This window comes from Bacillus sp. 103mf, from assembly GCF_900116295.1.
In the GTDB taxonomy this organism is placed as follows: domain Bacteria; phylum Bacillota; class Bacilli; order Bacillales; family Bacillaceae_G; genus Bacillus_A; species Bacillus_A bruguierae.
On sequence record NZ_FPAF01000001.1, the window covers coordinates 1,121,163 to 1,139,579 of the forward strand.

Here is an 18,417-nt window from a genome sequence, read left to right on the forward strand (position 1 = left end):
ATAAAAAAAGCAGAGATCATCTCTCTGCTTTTCTGTTTACCTTATTTCCTGGTTGTAAGAAAAATGATAAGACTAATGCAATGGCCGTTAAGGTTGTTGCAATCCAAAATGCATCATTAATGCCGTTAATGACGGATAACTTGGAAACTTGCCCAAATAGCATTTGTGAACTTAATGCATTTCCTGCCTGAGCTGATCCTGTCATGGCAGCAACGCTTTGTCCCATTTGCGATAGTTTGTTTACGATAATCGGATTTGTTGTTGTAATTGCATTTGCGTAATCTGCCATATGATTTGTCGTTTGCTGCGTCATAATTGTGATTAAAAGCGCAGTTCCAATGGAGCCCGCAACTTGTCTTGATGTATTTTGCGTTGCTGTTCCATGAGAAATAAGTTTCATTGGCAGAGCATTCATCCCGGCCGTCATGATTGGCATCATGATAAAGGACATCCCAAACGAACGAATAATATAGTCCCTCATAATTTCACTATAAGGTGTGTCTAATGTTAAATGTGTAAATTGATATGTTGCATATGTTGTAAGGATTAATCCAAAAATAGCAAGTGGTCGAATGCCGTATCTATCAAATAATTTCCCGGCAAATGGCCCCATCATTCCCATGATCAAAGATCCTGGCAGAAGGAGTAATCCTGAATCAATCGGTGTAAATCCACGAATGTTTTGTAAATATACAGGAAGCAATATCATCCCGCCATACAATGCCATCGTAACAATTGCATTGATTAAAAGCGTCGAGGTAAATGCAGAATAGCTGAATACACGAAGGTCTAACATTTTGTTGTCAGCCGTTAACTGTCTCCAGATGAATAGACTTATTCCGATGATACCAATTACAATCGCAATGATAACCTCCATACTGCTCCAGCCATTATTCCCTGCCTCACTAAAGCCATATAGTAAGCTTCCAAGTCCGATACTAGAAGCAATCACACCAAAAATATCTAGCGTCGCCTTAGCCACAGGCTGTTTGAGCGTAAAATATTTTAGTGCTAATACGATAATAAGTAAACCAATAATAAACATCGCATAGAACATCACATTCCATGTGTAGTTTTGAATAACCCAGCCTGTAAGTGTTGGCCCAATAGCAGGTCCTAAAATCATCGCAATACCAAGCAGTCCCATCGCAGCCCCGCGTTTATGAGGCGGGAAGATTGTCATGAAAATATTCATTCCGACCGGCATTAAAATACCAGCACCAACCGCTTGAACAACACGTCCTGTCATCATCATCGTAAAGCTTCCAGATACCGCACAAATCATTGAACCTGCTGTAAAGAACAGCATAGCCGCTAGAAATAAGCTTCGGTACGTAAACCGCGAGACTAAAAATGCACTAATTGGCACTAATACCCCGTTCACCAGCATAAATCCTGTTGTAAGCCACTGTGCTGTAGATGTTGATACATTAAATTCATTCATTAATGCTGGCAAAGCAACGTTAATTAACGTTTGATTTAAAATCGAAACGAACATTCCGAAAATAAGAACAGCTAAGACAACTTTTACGTTAAATTCAGGAAGCACCGTTTGAGAACGAGACGTTTTCGGTTTCGTATCTTCCGCTTTTTGTTCTTGTTTTGGTTGTTCCTGTTTTGGTCGTTCTTGTTGTTCTTGTTTTTCAATTGTTTCTTCTTCCTTAACTTCTGGTATTTCTTGTTTTCTTACTGCCTCTTTTTTATTATCTGAAACCCCTTGTGCTCGAACTGGTTCTTCTATCCCTTTTCCTTTTTTTCTAAAAACACGATTTACAATAATGAACACGACAATACATAAAAGAGCGTATCCTACAATAAAGATCGAGGACATATTTCATTCCCCCTTACTTATGAATCCGAACTGTGACATTCATGCCTGGGACAATATTTAATGATTTACTATGATCTAATGAAATCTTAACAGGAATAACTTGTGTTACTTTCGTATAGTTCGCTGTTGCGTTGCTAGATGGTAGCATAGAGAATGTATTTGCTGTTGTTAAACCAATTTGTTCTACTTTTCCTGTTAACGTTGTATCAGGATATGCATCAACATATACATCCACGTCTTGCCCTTTTTGAATCTCATCTACGTCTGTTTCTTTAATATTTGCCGTTACCCATAGATCACTCATATTATAGGCATATGCAAGCGGTGTTCCTGGCGCAATATAAGAATCTCGCGTTGCATTTGATTGAACAAGCGTTGCATTTGCTGGAACTGTAATATCTACTTCTTGTGCAGTACCCCCAGCGTTACTCATTACAGAACCTACTTTGTCACCAGCATTATAATTTTTTCCTACTTCCGCTTTCCAATCTGTTAATTTCCCTGCAACTGGAGATGCAATAGGTACTACTCTCCCATCAATTTTTGCATTGTCCGTTTTCAAATAATTTGTTGATTGATTGTAATAATAATAGCCGGCAAATCCGCCGCCAACTAACACAATCAATGTAACAATATTGATGATAATCATTCTCCGAAATTGACTCATTGTTTCCCTCTCCTTATTTTCAATATCGATTTATTTTCTAATAAGTCCTGCTCTCTTTTTAATTAACAAGGTTGACCATTCACATTATTAAGGACTAATTAAAAAAAGAGCCTTTTTCTGCGCGCAAAATCCTCTCCTTATTTTGTGCTAAGAAAAAGAATATCGTTTATAATTATAAATAATTCATTTCGAGCGACAACCGACAATTTATTTTGAAATGTTGTTTTTCCAACATTTCACCGTATATATGTTGAAAAAGTATGAAAAACCAAGCAAGGAGAACAAAAATGTCTATTAAAAATTTAAATGATCCACGCGTAAAACGAACGAGACAATTAATCCAAAATGCTTTTGTCGCTTTAGTTGACGAAAAAGGATTTGAAAATATAACAGTACAACTTATCGCTGAACGGGCTCCTGTCAATCGTGCTACTTTTTATAGTCACTATCATGATAAATATGATTTATTAGATACAAGTATTGAAGAGATGTTGAATACCTTAACAGAAGTAATTAAACCAAAAAAATTTCAAAAAGAAGATTTTCAGCTTACATTCGATTCTCCTCATCCAATCTTTTTTGCCTTGTTTGAACATATCGCTGAAAATGCTACTTTTTATAACGTAATGCTCGGTGAAAAAGCAGCTGGAAATTTTTCTTACAAAATGATGAAAACCATTCAGGCACATTTCGCATTAAGCCTTTCTATTTCACAGCCAAATGATGACGAACTGATGGTTCCACGTGATATTCTTATTAGTTACGTAACCGGTGCGCATGTCGGTATGATTATTTCGTGGTTAAGAAGAGGAATGGTATACACGCCACATTTTATGGCTTTGCAGTTAACACGTTTAATCATTTTAGGATCTCATACCGCTGCCGGGTTAGAAAGACCTTTTTAATAGGAACAAGAAAAAGCGAAAGAGGGCTCCTCCTTCGCTTTTTCTTATATTAATCAAATGTAATGTTATGTACAGCTTTAGTATCAAGACGTTTCACAACTTCTACAATTAACTTCACTGTATTTTCATAGTCATCACGATGCAACATTGCCGCATGGGAATGAATATAGCGAGTTGCAATTGTAATTGCCATCGCTGGAATACCGTCCACAGAAATATGGATTGCTCCTGCATCCGTTCCGCCGCCAGGAAGTGCATCGTATTGATACGGAATATTTAATTCATCTGCTACGCCAACAACGAAGTCACGAAGACCTTTATGTCCAACGATAGATGCATCGTATAAAATAATTTGCGGGCCATCACCCATTTTTCCTTGTGCTTCTTTTTCGCTTACTCCTGGTGTATCACCAGCAATTCCAACATCTACTGCAAATGCGATATCAGGTTGAATATAATGTGCAGATGTTTTCGCTCCGCGAAGACCTACCTCTTCTTGTACAGTTCCAACACCGTATACAATGTTTGGATGTTTTTCATCTTTTAATTGTTTTAAAACATCGATTGCAATTGCGCAGCCAATCCGGTTGTCCCATGCTTTCGCAAGTAACATTTTTTCGTTTTTCATTACTTGGAATTCGAAATATGGTACAACTTGATCTCCTGGGCGTACGCCCCACTCCAGCGCTTCTTCTTTACTAGAAGCACCAATATCAATAAACATATCTTTAATATCAACTGGCTTTTTACGAACTTCAACTGGTAAAATGTGCGGTGGTTTTGAACCAATGACACCCGTTACATCGCCTTTGCTCGTAACAATTGTTACGCGCTGCGCTAACATAACTTGTGACCACCAGCCACCAACCGTTTGAAAACGCAAGAAACCTTTATCATCAATTTGCGTAATCATGAAACCGACTTCATCTAGATGACCGGCTACCATAATTTTTGGTCCATTGCCGTCACCAATTTTTTTCGCAACTAAGCTTCCTAAGTTATCTGTTGATACTTCATCAGCAAACGGTGCGATATATTTCTTCATTACTTCGCGTGGCTCACGTTCATTTCCAGCAATCCCGCGTGCATCTGTTAATTCTTTTAGCATCGTCAATGTCGCATCTAGTTTTGTCATTGGACAAAGTCCTCCTTTTTCTTCATCTCTTCAATTATACAAGAGCGGAAAATAATGTTCAAAAAATTTCATCAATATCCTTCTGTTTGACGCTGATGATTCACTTCATTTTTATCTAAGTATGCTTTTTCAATCTCTTCTTGTCCAAAATCAAGTGCTTGTCCTAAACGAAGATAGCTCGTAAACAATTCAATGTAATTTGTAATAGATGGCTGCTCATTAAAACGAATTGCTTTCGCATATACATCTAAGAAAATTTCTACTTGTGTTTTATTTGTTAGTGCACATTTATAAAACAAGAAATTTTTATCAATTCCTAAATCGATTCCAATAGATAAAATAAAATGCAGCCCATCTACGTATTCTTCTAGCACAACCTGACGCTCAGAAGCTGGCTTATTACTCCAATATTTAAAGCAGCGTGTTTCATTTGCAAGTTCACCAATTTCCACAAGAAGCGCTAACATTTTTTCTTTTAATAACTTTTTCGGCTCTAGATTATGTTCTTTCGTAATACGATCATCTAATTCTTTTTGTAATTTAAATAGTTGTAGTAAATCCAAAACGTACTCCTCCTTCAATATCGAATAAATTTACTCGATATTGCTCCATTCTAATGGTAAATATAAGCAAATAACCAAGTTATATTCTTACATTATAACAGTGTCAGTTTCGTGTGGAAAGACAAGATTGGCCAAAGTCAAGTTCCCATGTTACAGCATATTTCATGCAAATAAACATAAAAAGCCAGAGAACCTCTCCGACTTTTTATGTTTATTCTTCTATATTATTGTAACTTTTATTCTCACTTTGTCATATCTAACACAACACGTCCATTAATCTTTCCTTCTTCCATTTCAGCAAATACATCGTTAATTTCATGAAGGTGACGCGTTTCAATAAAAAAATCCTTAGGAACAATGTCCTAAGGATTTATTATCAATTACTTGTTTAAAGCAGTTTTAGCAGCAGTTGCTAATTCAGCGAAAGCTTTTGCGTCATGAACAGCTAGGTCAGCAAGCATTTTGCGGTTTACTTCGATACCAGCAAGCTTAAGACCGTTCATTAAACGGCTGTAAGAAAGACCGTTCATACGAGCAGCTGCGTTAATACGAGTGATCCATAATTTACGGAAGTCACGTTTCTTTTGACGACGGTCACGGAACGCATACATTAAAGATTTCATTACTTGTTGGTTAGCAACTTTGTATAATGTATGTTTAGAACCGTAGTAACCTTTTGCTAATTTAATAATTTTTTTACGACGTTTACGAGTAACCGTACCACCTTTTACTCTTGGCATATTATTTCCCTCCTAGATATCTATCTGAACAAAATATAAATTACATGTTGTCAAGCATTTGACGAATACGTTTGAAGTCACCAGCGCTTACTACACCAGCTTTACGTAATTTACGTTTAGCTTTTGTAGATTTGTTAGCGAATAAGTGGCTTGTGTAAGCGTGAGAACGCTTTAGTTTACCAGATCCTGTTTTTTTGAAACGCTTTGCAGCGCCGCGGTGAGTTTTCTGTTTAGGCATAGTGATTTCCTCCTCTATTTATTACTTATCATTTTTCGGTGCTAAAACTAAGAACATACTGCGTCCTTCCATTTTTGGCTTAGATTCAATTGTACTAACTTCAGCACAAGCTTCAGAGAAGCGATCTAAAACACGTTGACCGATTTCTTTATGAGTAATAGCACGACCTTTAAAGCGAATAGACGCTTTAACTTTGTCGCCTTTCTCCAAGAATTTAATAGCATTGCGAAGTTTTGTGTTAAAGTCATGTTCATCAATTGTTGGACTTAAACGAACTTCTTTCATACTAATGATTTTTTGATTTTTACGCTGCTCTTTTTCTTTCTTTTGTTGCTCAAAGCGGAATTTTCCGTAGTCCATAATACGGCATACTGGTGGTTTCGCATTTGGAGCAACTAATACTAGATCAAGATTTACGTTTGCAGCCATATCTAATGCTTCTTGACGAGACTTAATTCCAAGTTGATCACCATTTGCACCAACTAAACGTACTTCACGTGCACGAATTTGCTCGTTAATCATCATGTCCTTGCTAATAGTAAGCCACCTCCAAGGTTTTATGGGAATACGTTTCGGGAAGGAAGAACCCAAACAAAAAAGTGCGGGCATACGACACCCACACTTATAATATCTCTAGTAAGAAATACTTACCTGCCAACTGCTTTCGCGTCAATCAGGTGAGAAGCGGGTGCTTCTACTTGTTCCACAAATCCGTATTCTATTATCCTTGATGATTTTACCATAGGACGTAATGTATGTCAAGAAGCTCTACTTCTTAAGTAACAACAAAAAATATTGTAACAAACAAAATGAATACATGCAACATTTTTTTATATAAAGCGAACTTTGGTTCTTATTACCAATCAAAAAATCACAAAAAAGCCGCGGACAAGCCGCGACTTTTTCTTATCGTTTTCCTTCAACTTTAATTAAGTCAACGAAAGCATCTAATGAGATTGTTTCTGATTTTTGTTCACCGTATTTACGTACATTTACACCAGTTTCAGCAACTTCATTGTCACCTACTACAAGCATATACGGAATTTTTTGCATTTGTGCCTCACGGATTTTGTAACCAATTTTCTCGTCACGAGTATCCACTTCAACACGAATGCCAGCACGTTGTAATTCTTCTTGTACTTTCTTCGCATAGTCTAAATGTACTTGCGGAGAAACTGGAATTACTTGTACTTGAACCGGCGCTAACCAAGTTGGGAATGCACCTTTATATTCTTCGATTAAGAAGGAAACAAAACGTTCCATAGTTGATACAACACCGCGGTGAATAACAACTGGACGATGCTGTTTACCGTCTTCACCGATGTAAGTTAATTCAAAGCGTTCTGGAAGTAAGAAGTCTAATTGTATAGTTGAAAGTGTTTCGTCTTTTCCAAGCGCAGTGCGAACTTGCACGTCAAGTTTCGGACCGTAGAATGCCGCTTCACCTTCTGCTTCATAGTACTCAAGACCCATTTCATCCATAGCTTCTTTTAACATTGATTGAGCTTTTTCCCACATTTCATCGTCATCAAAATACTTTTTAGTATCCGCTGGATCACGATAAGATAAACGGAATGAATAATCTTCTAAATCGAAGTCTTTGTATACTTCTAAAGTTAAGTTTACAACGCGTTTGAATTCTTCTTTAATTTGATCTGGACGAACGAAAATGTGCGCATCATTTAAAGTCATCCCGCGTACACGTTGTAATCCAGATAGCGCACCAGACATTTCATAACGATGCATTGTTCCAAGCTCCGCAATACGGATTGGTAATTCACGATAACTGTGGATATCGTTTTTGTACACCATCATATGGTGAGGACAGTTCATTGGACGAAGTACCAATTCCTCATTATCCATTTCCATTGATGGGAACATGCCATCTCGGTAGTGATTCCAGTGACCAGAAGTCTCATAAAGCTCTCGGCTTCCTAGTACTGGAGTATATACGTGATCGTATCCTAAGCTTACTTCTTTATCAACAATGTAACGCTCGATAATACGGCGGACTGTTGCACCTTTTGGTAACCAAAGCGGTAAACCTTGTCCTACTTTTTGGCTATTTGTAAATAGTTTTAACTCTTTACCTAATTTACGATGATCACGCTCTTTCGCTTCTTCAAGCATACGTAAGTGCTCATCTAACTCTGCTTTTTTCACAAATGCAGTACCGTAAATACGTTGCAGCATTTTATTATTGCTATCGCCGCGCCAGTAAGCACCAGCAACGCTTAACAATTTAAATACTTTAATTTTCCCTGTAGATGGAAGGTGAACTCCGCGGCAAAGGTCGAAGAATTCGCCTTGTTCATAAATTGAAATAACCGCATCTTCTGGAAGATCGTTAATCAATTCTAATTTTAGCTCGTCGCCAATTTCTTCATAACGACGAAGCGCTTCAGCACGTGGTACTTCATGGCGAGCAATTTCAAGATTTTCATTTACGATTTTTTGCATTTCTTTTTCGATTTTCGAGAAATGTTCAACTGTGATTGCTTCTTCCATATCGATATCGTAATAGAAGCCATTTTCAATTACAGGCCCAATTCCAAGCTTCACATCTTTATATAAACGCTTTAATGCTTGCGCTAATAAGTGAGCTGTTGAGTGGCGTAAAATGTATAGCCCATCTTCAGAATCTAATGTCACGATAGAAATGGCACCATCTTGCTCAATCGGTGTACGTAAGTCTACCATTTCTTCATTTAATTTCCCTGCAATCGCTTTTTTCTTTAAGCCAGGGCTAATAGAAGCAGCAATGTCTTCAGTTGTTGTTCCTTTTGGAAACTCCTTCACAGCTCCGTCTGGAAATGTAATTTTTACTACATCTGCCATCTTTAGTCACTCCTTTTTCATAGTCAAAATAAAAAACACCCATCCCTATAAAAAGGGACGAGTGTTGAATTCGTGGTTCCACCCTTGTTCCAGCTAACACATTGTTAACTGCTCAAGTTCATGATAACGGCACTTGCCGTCAGCAATTACTAGACATTCGTTCACTGCTGAAGTTCAGAGGTGGTAAGTAATAATCTCGTATTAAGAAGCTCACAGCCTAAGGCTTCTCTCTCTGAGAATCGTAGATAACTACTCATGTCCTCATCGTAACATTTTAATGTATTTTCGTGTATGTACGTAATTATATGCTCAAAAATTTAGAAAATCAAGGGCGTTCCCTTTATTTTTGAATTTTGTCACATTCTTTTCAAATTCATGAAGCGCATATAACTGCACCCTCTCTTGAAATACATTTTGAATCGTTACAATCATATTATGATCTTGTTCTTTCGCATACAGATGAATTCTTTTAGGCGCGATTGACAGAAGCGGGGCCATAATATTCGGATCAATGTACAGATCTTTTTGAGAGAGTAATTCTTCTTCTATATACTGAACAAGTTTTTCTTCTTTTAAACGTCGCCCCTTTTCATCATAAAAGATACAACTATCATTAAACACGAGATGCAAGCAAGATAAACGTGATTTCCGGCTGCTTACTTGTTGGCGAAGTGTTTCTACGAACATTTGATACTCTTGTTCTAACTTATATTCATCTATCGCCATTTCCGCCGTTCGATATAAAAATTCATTGTACTTTCTCAAGCGAAAACGAATATATGCTCCAAACGAAAAAGACATTGTATCACACATCCATCCTTGTAAAGAAGACAGCACCAATTCCGTCCCTCTTTCCTTCGAAGGTGCATCTATTAATCCTTTTCGTTTCCCTTTTAAAATAGAATGGGCCATATGTAAAATTTGATTTTGTTCTTCTCGCTCTTCATAATAAAATTTATCTTTTAAAATCGCACTTATCCATTCATCTTGTTTCGTATTGATAATATATTGCACAAATACGGGAATAACCACTTGATCAATGTAGTGTGACTCTTGTATTGGTATATGAACAATTACCATTTGTTCGTACAAGTAAATGCTTATTTCTTCATATATATGATCTGTCCTTTTTTTAAGCTCTTTATATACAACAATAGCATCATTTTTTTCTTCGAAGCAGATTTCAATCACTTTTGTCCCCCCTTTTATAATTCTTGCTATTTCCATATATATTAGGGAGATGTACAAAAAATGATACAAGCTAGCATGAATTTTTCATATTCATAAGCTATTTTTATTGTATAATTTTACTATAAAGATTTTAAAGAGAGAGATACACTATGTACGAATACAAATTTGTAAAAATAGAACTAAAATCTAGTCTAATGAAATCCCAGCCAAAAGAAGATTATCAAACGATCATTACAGAACATGCAAAAGAAGGGTGGCGCTTCGTACAAATTTTTGCTCCTAGTACGGTAGGATATGGATCAGCTGCATATTTTGAACTTATTTTTGAACGAACACAAACGATATAATAAAAAAGAGCAAGCTCACTGCTTGCTCTTTACGTATACCTACGGTTTTTTCCGCCAATAGAAATCGGCTTTGCTAAATATTTAATACGCTCCATAATGCGAGCTGCTTTCATTTCTTCTGCTTCTCCGCGCTGTGTATACGTTAAATGATGCTCAAGCTGTTTAAAATCAAAGTTAGATGTGAAAAACGTCGGTAAGTTCTCAAGCATACGGAATTGTAAAATCGCTCCAAGTACATCATCACGCACAAAGCTCGACATCGCTTCCGCCCCAATATCATCTAACATGAGTACTGGCACATGTTTGACGGCATCAATTTTTTCACTAATCGTATTATTTTGCAATGAGCTTTTAATTTCTCGTAAAAATTCCGGCAAATATACGATCATGGAGCTAATTTTACGCTGCGCTAGTTCATTTGCAATCGCTCCTAAAATAAATGTTTTCCCAACACCAAACGGACCATAAAAATATAAAGCTTGCACCTTTTTTCCTTGCTCGTACTCACTTAAAAATTCATTTGCAGCTCGAATTGCCTCAAACCGCTCTCCATCTGACAAATCAAGAGAAGACATAGACGCCTGCAGAATATCTTTTGGCATATAAATGCTCTGAATGAGTTTTTCTTGTTTCTTTCGTTCATCATAAGCCACTTTTCTCACGCAGCAATCGTATTGAATATCAATCATCTTCCCTTGAATAATAAGCTTTGGTTCGTATCCTTGAATCATGTTTTTGCATGACTCTAAGTTCGGACAATCTTTACATCCAACGCTTTGTCCAATGTACTCATATAACTTCACAAGGCTGCGTTCAACCATCGACGTTGTTACTTCGCCTTTATGTTCTTCTATAAACGATTTCACACGTGGATGCGCCATTACCTCTTCTTTTAATACTTCATATCTATTCTTAAAATTTTCATTTTGCATTAACTTCGCAAATGTATTTTGAATTGGTTCCATTTCTTCACCTCAAAGAGAGCTCGCCTCTATTAGTTTCGCTTATATTTTTTCAGCTCTTCCTCTAACTTTTTACGCTCTTCTTCTAATTTCCCCTGCTCTTCACTGCGATGGGATGGCTCGCTATCTTCTGTTTGTTCCTTTAACCAGTCTGGTACAAGTTCTTTACGAACCGTTTTCTTCGTCGTCTTCCCTTTTTTCTTTGTTTCCGCCCATTCTTGATATTGACGATTTTCCTCTTTCGCAAGCCCCATCGCTTCCGTTACTGTTGTAATTTTTTTACGGGCCCAGTGTCCGGCAATTTTCTCTACATACGATTTCGCTAACTTCATATCAGAACGAAGCATTACATAATAAATAAGTACATTTACAACACCTGGCGTTAGCTTCTGATGCAACATAACATCTTCAATAATTTGCAAATCAGCCTTCGTCGGCTCAGCCCCGCCCGAAATTTCTTTTAATAACTCTCTTGGTGAAATTTCTTCTAGCTGTTTAATGAGCATCTCTTCTTGTGTTGTCGGTTCTTTCTCCTTCATCGTCCGAGCATGCAACGGCTGCGTCCGCTCACTCAATATAGGAAGTGCCTGTCCATTCTCAAATTGGTACCAATCACGCGCACCTTTTCGCAATCGTTCCATATCAATTGTATTATGCTCCGTAACAGCACCAAGAACAATATTTTGCATGGATAACGGATCAATACCATATACGTAAGCTAATATTATCACACAATCACGCATCTGATCCGTGATTGCTTTACGCGGCACAAGCGCTGATAATCCTTCTACAAATAATGAAAAATCAAAGAAATCATTCCAAATTTGAGGTGCAGTCCCCTCAGCTCTGCTCGGCATCACAGTCGCGTTTGGTATAAGCAGTTCTTCCTTGGCATGCTCCACTTGACCTGGATTAAAAGAACCAAACACATCATTAAAGGATCGTGTTGCATTTTCATAAGAAGCAAAGTCAAATTCTTCTTCTAAGAAATATTGTTTCACTTGATTATATTTCGCCTTACTTAAGCGGTTATATAAAAAAATACTTAATACAATATCATCAAAAAATTGTTTTGGCATAAGTGGTGGCTGTAACTCATAAATAAACATGCGAATATCTTTTTCTTTTTTCACATACACATTTAAAAGTCCAATCGCCTCTAACTTTATACGTTCTTCATAAATATCCGGGAGCTGCATTTGCATTGTTACCATAATAGAATGATGTGTATTTTCTTTTCCAAATAAACGGTCCTGCTCTAACTCGCCCCACAATGTCATATATAGACTAAAAGCTTTACTGCCAATTAGCGGTTGATATAACATTGTCAGCACTTTACGATCATAATTGCTGAGCAGCCCTCTTGCACTTACTTTGTAACGGTCAATTGGCAACAGCTCCATCCATGACTGTCTTTCCATCCTTGCAAATCCTTTCTGTCATTCGTTTTCATGGTTAGTTCCACTTATCTTCTTCGTTTCTCTTTGAATCTCGAGGTGGAGGCCTAACTGCCCGCGAATAGCGGGATAAATCCATTTTGATTTTTCAACATATAAGTCGCGGCTATGCAGAATACAACATGCCCGCTACTTGCTTGCTCCATTTGTTTGTAAACCTCGCATGTGGCAGGAAAAGGACCCAACCGCTTCTATGCACGGCCAGATGCTCTCGTCCTCCTCTAAAAGAAAGAGGTTTTATGTCGTTTTTTCAATTTGTATTTATATATTAGTGAAAAAAGAGCTAATAGCTTACGCTTCTAGCTCTTTTATTTTCGTTCTTTTTGAAGAATATCTTTCAGCTCTTCAATAAATACGTTCAAATCTTTAAATTGTCGATAAACAGATGCAAAACGCACATATGCAACATCATCAATATCACGAAGCGCTTCCATGACCATTTCACCAATCATATCGCTTTTTACTTCTGACATTCCTAAGTTACGCAATTCCCGTTCTACATGTTGCGTGATTTCCTCTAATTGTTTTAACGTTACAGGTCGCTTTTCACACGCTTTAATTAAACCACGCAAAATTTTCTCTTTGTTAAATTCTTCTCGCGTCCCTTCTTTTTTTACAACAATGAGCGGCGGCTCTTCGACACGTTCAAATGTTGTAAAGCGATTGAGACAACTTTCGCACTCTCTTCTTCTGCGAATGGATCGTCCTTCGTCAACCGGACGTGAATCCAATACTCTCGTACCATTGTGAAAACAGGATGGACAACGCAATCCGTTCACTCCTTTACAATTTAATTTTATCTTAACAAAACTAAAACATTTTAAACAAGAATTTTCTCTTCTATATTATAAGCATTTGATCAAATACACTTATGTATAAACAAATTCCTTCTTATATAATAGATATATAAGTAATACAATATAAAGTGAAACTTCCATCCGAGGGGGGGTCTTCATCCCCCTCGGATGGTTAGTTGAACCAATCGGGCTTTTACGGGCAGTTATCCCTCACCTATCTCCTTCGCTTCTCTCTGAATCTTGAGGTGGGGGGCTTACTGCCCACGAATAGCGGGATAAACTAAAAAGAGGTGTATTATACACCTCTTTACATTTTAAATCAATTATCTTCTTTTTTAAAGAGCTTTTGTCTCTCTTTGCTTAATTTCGAAGCTACCTGTACCGCGAGGAAGTTCAATACTTTCTCTCGTCTTTGCTCCTAATCCTTCAGCGATATACTCCGCAGCAACATTTGGATCAATGCGATCACCACAAGTATATACATCAATACTTGCATAACCATGCTCCGGAAAACTGTGAATTGTTAAGTGAGATTCAGAAATAATTACAACTCCACTTACACCTTGTGGTGCAAACTTATGGAAAGCAACCTCACGTACTTCAGCGCCTGCTCGAAGTGCTGCATCCACAAATAATTTTTCAATATAAGGCATATCATTAAGCTTGTCGAAATCGCAATCCCAAAGTTCCGCGATTACGTGACGACCCATAGTGTCCATAGTATCCATTCTACAGTTCCCCCTTGTTAATTTAATTTAACTGTTCGAATTGAAAACTAATTTGCAATTTGGCTTGCTCCACTACCACGGGGGAAAGTTAGTCCAGAGAGGTCCTAACCCTTTAAGTAGTGACTACCACCTCAGCTCTTAAGTTTACGAATGTTAGTATACTTTGTTTATTTTCATTTTGCAACAACAGTTTTTTTATTTTTCCAACGACATTTTCCCTTTTACTTTTCTAAAAAAAAGGAAAAGATTCAAAATCACAGTATTCATAGCTATTCTAGGTGATTTACATAGAAAATATATGTAATTTTTTTCTATTACAAAAAGAAAAAAAAGACAGGCTAACGCCTGCCCTTTTCTCATCTATTAAATATGTTGTACGTTTTCTTGTTTCGCAAATTGACCTACAACAAGATTTACAAGGTCTACAACACGACGAGAATAACCCCATTCGTTATCGTACCAAGCAAGTACTTTTACTTTTCGCTCACCCATTACCATTGTAGATAAACCATCAATGATTGCAGAATGCGTATTTGTATTAAAATCTATAGAAACAAGCGGCTCATCGCTAAATGCGACAATTCCTTTTAATGCACCGCTCGCAACATTCATAAATGCTTCATTAATCTCTTCCACTGTTACATCGCGTTTTACATCTACAACTAAGTCAACAAGAGATACATTGGGTGTCGGAACGCGAAGTGCCATACCATGAAGTTTTCCATTTAAATGCGGAAGAACTTTTGCTAACGCTTTCGCAGCACCTGTCGTTGTTGGAATGATAGATTGGCCGCATGCACGTGCTCTGCGTAAATCTTTATGTGGATTATCAATATTTTTTTGGTCATTTGTGTATGCATGAACTGTTGTCATTAAACCGTTTTCAATTCCAAACTGCTCATCTAACACCTTTACAACAGGTGCTAAACAGTTTGTTGTGCAAGATGCATTTGAAATAACGATATGTTTTGTAATATCAAGTTGTTCGTCGTTTACACCAACAACAATTGTTACATCTTCATCTTTTCCTGGCGCAGTTAAAATAACGTTTTTCGCACCAGCTTCTACGTGAAGACTTGCTTTTTCTTTGGAGTTAAACTTACCTGTTGCTTCAATCACAACGTCTACTCCTAATTCTTTCCAAGGCAATTCTTTTGGATCGCGGTTGTTTAAAAGGCGAATCATTTTACCATCTACTAATAGATGATCTTCAAACGCTTCTACTGTACCATCAAATTTACCGTGAATTGTATCATATTTAATTAAATGTGCTAACGTTTCAGATGGGTAGCTCGCATTAATTGCTACAATTTCGAATGCGCTTTCTTTTACTGCCTGACGAAACACCATTCTCCCAATACGTCCAAACCCATTAATTGCCACACGAATCATAATATGTTATCCCCCTTGATTGCGTTATACTATTTATCTCAAATCCCAATAATAGTATAACACAAAAAGAGGATATGTCACTAAACAATTTCATCATTTTCAAAATTTTTTATTTAATAATATTCCATTCCTTTAAAAGGCTACTTAATTGTGCTTTCGTTTCTTCTATTGTGCCATTATTATTAATCACTTTATCTGCTAATACTATTTTCTCTTGCAGCGGCATTTGGGCAGCAATTCGTGCTTTCGCCTCTTCTTGTGTAAAATTGTTGCGTTCCATTAGCCTTGTAATTTGCGTTTCATTGTCCACATAAACGAGTAAAATTCGATCTACAATACTTGTTAATTTGCTCTCGAATAAAAGCGGAATATCGAGCACAACCGCTTGCGCATTTTCTCTTATGTATCTATCCTTTTGCGCATTCATTTCGTTTCGTACAGCGGGATGCACAATACCATTTAACAGCAACCGTTTTTCTTCATTGTGGAATACAATGCTACCAAGTTTCGGGCGATTTAACTCTTCATTGTCCCCTAGCACTTCTTTTCCAAATGCTTTTACAATTTCGTTATACGCTTCCTTACCAGGCTCCACAACTTCCCTTGCAATAATATCTGCATCAATGACTGGAATGTGAAAACCTTGAAACATTTTTGATACTGTACTTTTTCCACTGGCAATGCCGCCCGTTAATCCAATTACAACTGTCATCATAATCCTCCTTATAATAAAAGACGTGAAACAATCGTTTCACGTCTCTTACATTTTCCAAATTCCAATAATAATAAGTAATACACCTGGTAAAAACGTGAATTTTTGTAGCCATCGCATATTTGATAATACTGTCCCTACTTTCATTCCACTGAACAAAAATAGCGAGCTCATTACCGCAACTAATCCTGCCATCAGTAATGGGGAATATCCAAGTAAAGATGCCCCAATCCCAGCTCCAAATGAATCTAATGAAAGTGCTACACCAAGAAGAAGCGCTTCTATTCCAGAAATGGTTCCAGACTTATCAAAATCAGCAACAGTTGGTTTTCGTAAAATTTGAATGACAAGACCGAGAGACGCAATTTCTAAGTTCCATACTTTTTCTTCTTGCAGCGCATCCTCTTTTTTATCACTTTGAAAAAATTGATACAACACCCATGCACCGATTGCTATCAGAACGAATCCTCCAATTCTTTTCGCCAGCACCGGTGAAAAAATTTGAGCAATCATATGCCCGATTCCCATTGAGAGTATCATCACAACGGCTGAACAAACCCCGATTACAACAATTGATTTCAGCGGAATCCGAACATTACGGAGTCCGTACGTAAGCCCTACACTGCAGCTATCCAAACTTAACGTAAAAGCTAATAAAATAAGAGAAAAATAATGATACATCGATAAGCTCCTTCCCTATACATAGCTTTGCTTATATATATGACAAAAGCCTATCCGATGTTATTGTGAAAAATAAAGTGAAACTTCCATCAGTGTTTTTTTCATCCACCACTGATGGAAAGCCCGCCCAATCGGGCTTTTACGGACAGTTAGCCCCCACCTATCTTCTTTAGAAAAGCGGAAGCGGCTCGCTTAGAATCGCAGGACGCCCACGTCCCTGACAGAGAGGCGTTTTTCGCCTCGTCCGAGGGGGCGAAACGACCGGAGATTCTAGCCACTGGAGCTAGACAACGTTTCTCTTTGAATCTTGAGGTGGAGGCTTACTGTCCACGAATAGCGGGATAAAATGATATTGCTGTCAGTAAATCTGTTTACCGCTGTTTCGTTTATTTAACTTTTCGGCTGACAAGCCGGACAATAATGTGTACCACGCCCGCCAACAACTGTTTTTTCAAGCAAAGTGCCGCACGTTTCACATGGCTCGCCTTTTCTTCCGTATACATAAAGCCGCTCTTGAAATGAACCAACCTTTCCTTGTGAATTCACATACGTACGAATCGTACTTCCACCGCGCTCTACTGCTTCCGATAACGTTGCGACGATTTCTTTGTACAACGTTTCAAATTCTTCATTTGTTAAAGAAGACGCCTCTCGCTCTGGGTGAATACGTGAACGAAATAACACTTCATCTACATATATATTACCAAGACCCACTAAAATACGTTGATCCAGTAAGGCAACCTTTACTTTCCGAGCAGTTTTTTGTAATTTTTCTTGTAAATACATAGGTGTTAACTCAGTTGAAAAAGGTTCCGGCCCTAAATCCGCAAGCGGCATAACTATAAACTCTGTACCTTTTTCAAACAGATGCATCGTACCAAATTTCCGTACATCTTTGTAACGAAGTTCTGTACCATCTGTAAAACGAAAACGGACATGTGTATGCTTATCCACTGTATCCTCACTATCGTGAAGCATATATTTCCCTTCCATTCGTAAATGAGACACAATAACGTAACGGGTTACATATATAAGAAGAAACTTGCCGCGGCGTCTGACCTCTTCGATCGTTTCGCCGCGCAGCATCTCTTTGAAAAGTTCAGCGTCATCTGGTTCTTTCACTAAATTTGGATATGTTACAATCACTTCTTCAATTGTCTTTCCTTTGACGAGCCCTTCTAGCGTTCGCCTTACATTTTCAACCTCTGGTAATTCTGGCATACTATCACTTCC

General features: G+C 37.6%; 19 protein-coding genes and 2 other annotated features. Of the genes, 2 read left to right on the plus strand and 17 right to left on the minus strand.

The window, feature by feature from the left end:
• Positions 1–16: 16 nt before the first annotated feature.
• Both BM350_RS05710 and BM350_RS05715 read right to left on the minus strand, forming a co-directional pair.
• On the minus strand, positions 17–1,831 hold the full coding sequence (locus BM350_RS05710; protein WP_090916438.1) for a DHA2 family efflux MFS transporter permease subunit: 1,815 nt from the start codon (positions 1,829–1,831) through the stop codon (positions 17–19).
• 13 nt (positions 1,832–1,844) lie between these two features.
• Complete coding sequence (locus tag BM350_RS05715; RefSeq protein ID WP_090916436.1) at positions 1,845–2,498, minus strand: HlyD family secretion protein; 654 nt, start codon at positions 2,496–2,498, stop codon at positions 1,845–1,847.
• Positions 2,499–2,785: 287 nt separating this feature from the next.
• Here BM350_RS05715 and BM350_RS05720 point away from each other — a divergent pair, with 287 nt between their 5' ends.
• Positions 2,786–3,403, plus strand: a complete 618-nt coding sequence (locus tag BM350_RS05720) for a TetR/AcrR family transcriptional regulator (RefSeq protein WP_090916434.1) — start codon at positions 2,786–2,788, stop codon at positions 3,401–3,403.
• 49 nt (positions 3,404–3,452) lie between these two features.
• On the opposite strand, the gene BM350_RS05725 is transcribed toward BM350_RS05720, so the two are convergent.
• The 7 genes from BM350_RS05725 to ytxC all read right to left on the minus strand — a co-directional run bounded on the left by BM350_RS05725 (position 3,453) and on the right by ytxC (position 10,108).
• Complete coding sequence (locus tag BM350_RS05725) at positions 3,453–4,538, minus strand: M42 family metallopeptidase (protein WP_090916432.1); 1,086 nt, start codon at positions 4,536–4,538, stop codon at positions 3,453–3,455.
• Positions 4,539–4,609: 71 nt separating this feature from the next.
• Entirely contained in the window at positions 4,610–5,101 is a 492-nt protein-coding gene (locus BM350_RS05730) for a dUTP diphosphatase (protein WP_090916430.1), read from the minus strand.
• 380 nt (positions 5,102–5,481) lie between these two features.
• Positions 5,482–5,841 carry a 50S ribosomal protein L20 gene (rplT, locus tag BM350_RS05735; RefSeq protein WP_090916428.1) on the minus strand — a complete coding sequence of 120 codons (360 nt, stop codon included), beginning with the start codon at positions 5,839–5,841 and terminating at the stop codon, positions 5,482–5,484.
• A 40-nt stretch (positions 5,842–5,881) separates the two neighbouring features.
• Positions 5,882–6,079: a 50S ribosomal protein L35 gene (gene rpmI / locus BM350_RS05740; protein WP_020060080.1), complete on the minus strand. Its 198-nt coding sequence runs from the start codon at positions 6,077–6,079 to the stop codon at positions 5,882–5,884.
• Positions 6,080–6,100: 21 nt separating this feature from the next.
• The gene (gene infC, locus BM350_RS05745) at positions 6,101–6,604 is read right to left on the minus strand and encodes a translation initiation factor IF-3 (RefSeq protein ID WP_020060081.1); all 504 of its coding nucleotides are present in this window, start codon (positions 6,602–6,604) and stop codon (positions 6,101–6,103) included.
• 62 nt (positions 6,605–6,666) lie between these two features.
• Positions 6,667–6,785, minus strand: a sequence feature (ribosomal protein L20 leader region).
• A 200-nt stretch (positions 6,786–6,985) separates the two neighbouring features.
• Positions 6,986–8,917 carry a threonine--tRNA ligase gene (gene thrS, locus BM350_RS05750; protein ID WP_090916424.1) on the minus strand — a complete coding sequence of 644 codons (1,932 nt, stop codon included), beginning with the start codon at positions 8,915–8,917 and terminating at the stop codon, positions 6,986–6,988.
• Positions 8,918–8,967: 50 nt separating this feature from the next.
• Positions 8,968–9,194: a binding site (T-box leader), on the minus strand.
• 32 nt (positions 9,195–9,226) lie between these two features.
• A complete protein-coding gene (ytxC, locus tag BM350_RS05755) occupies positions 9,227–10,108 on the minus strand; it encodes a putative sporulation protein YtxC (protein ID WP_090916422.1) in 882 nt (293 codons plus the stop codon).
• A 149-nt stretch (positions 10,109–10,257) separates the two neighbouring features.
• Between ytxC and BM350_RS05760 the strand changes: the two genes are divergently transcribed.
• Positions 10,258–10,455, plus strand: a complete 198-nt coding sequence (locus BM350_RS05760) for a DUF4177 domain-containing protein (RefSeq protein WP_090916421.1) — start codon at positions 10,258–10,260, stop codon at positions 10,453–10,455.
• A gap of 29 nt (positions 10,456–10,484) precedes the next feature.
• On the opposite strand, the gene dnaI is transcribed toward BM350_RS05760, so the two are convergent.
• From dnaI to mutM, 8 genes are all read right to left on the minus strand, one after another.
• Entirely contained in the window at positions 10,485–11,420 is a 936-nt protein-coding gene (gene dnaI, locus BM350_RS05765) for a primosomal protein DnaI (protein ID WP_090916419.1), read from the minus strand.
• Positions 11,421–11,449: 29 nt separating this feature from the next.
• The gene (locus tag BM350_RS05770) at positions 11,450–12,838 is read right to left on the minus strand and encodes a replication initiation and membrane attachment family protein (protein WP_090916417.1); all 1,389 of its coding nucleotides are present in this window, start codon (positions 12,836–12,838) and stop codon (positions 11,450–11,452) included.
• Positions 12,839–13,182: 344 nt separating this feature from the next.
• Positions 13,183–13,644, minus strand: a complete 462-nt coding sequence (gene nrdR, locus BM350_RS05775; RefSeq protein ID WP_090916416.1) for a transcriptional regulator NrdR — start codon at positions 13,642–13,644, stop codon at positions 13,183–13,185.
• A 362-nt stretch (positions 13,645–14,006) separates the two neighbouring features.
• Positions 14,007–14,390: an adenosylmethionine decarboxylase gene (gene speD, locus BM350_RS05780; RefSeq protein ID WP_170857660.1), complete on the minus strand. Its 384-nt coding sequence runs from the start codon at positions 14,388–14,390 to the stop codon at positions 14,007–14,009.
• Positions 14,391–14,762: 372 nt separating this feature from the next.
• Complete coding sequence (locus tag BM350_RS05785; RefSeq protein ID WP_090916412.1) at positions 14,763–15,791, minus strand: glyceraldehyde-3-phosphate dehydrogenase; 1,029 nt, start codon at positions 15,789–15,791, stop codon at positions 14,763–14,765.
• A 109-nt stretch (positions 15,792–15,900) separates the two neighbouring features.
• Positions 15,901–16,503: a dephospho-CoA kinase gene (gene coaE / locus BM350_RS05790; RefSeq protein WP_090916410.1), complete on the minus strand. Its 603-nt coding sequence runs from the start codon at positions 16,501–16,503 to the stop codon at positions 15,901–15,903.
• Positions 16,504–16,551: 48 nt separating this feature from the next.
• Entirely contained in the window at positions 16,552–17,184 is a 633-nt protein-coding gene (gene ytaF, locus BM350_RS05795; protein ID WP_090916409.1) for a sporulation membrane protein YtaF, read from the minus strand.
• A 390-nt stretch (positions 17,185–17,574) separates the two neighbouring features.
• Entirely contained in the window at positions 17,575–18,405 is an 831-nt protein-coding gene (gene mutM, locus BM350_RS05805; protein ID WP_090916408.1) for a DNA-formamidopyrimidine glycosylase, read from the minus strand.
• Positions 18,406–18,417: the final 12 nt, after the last annotated feature.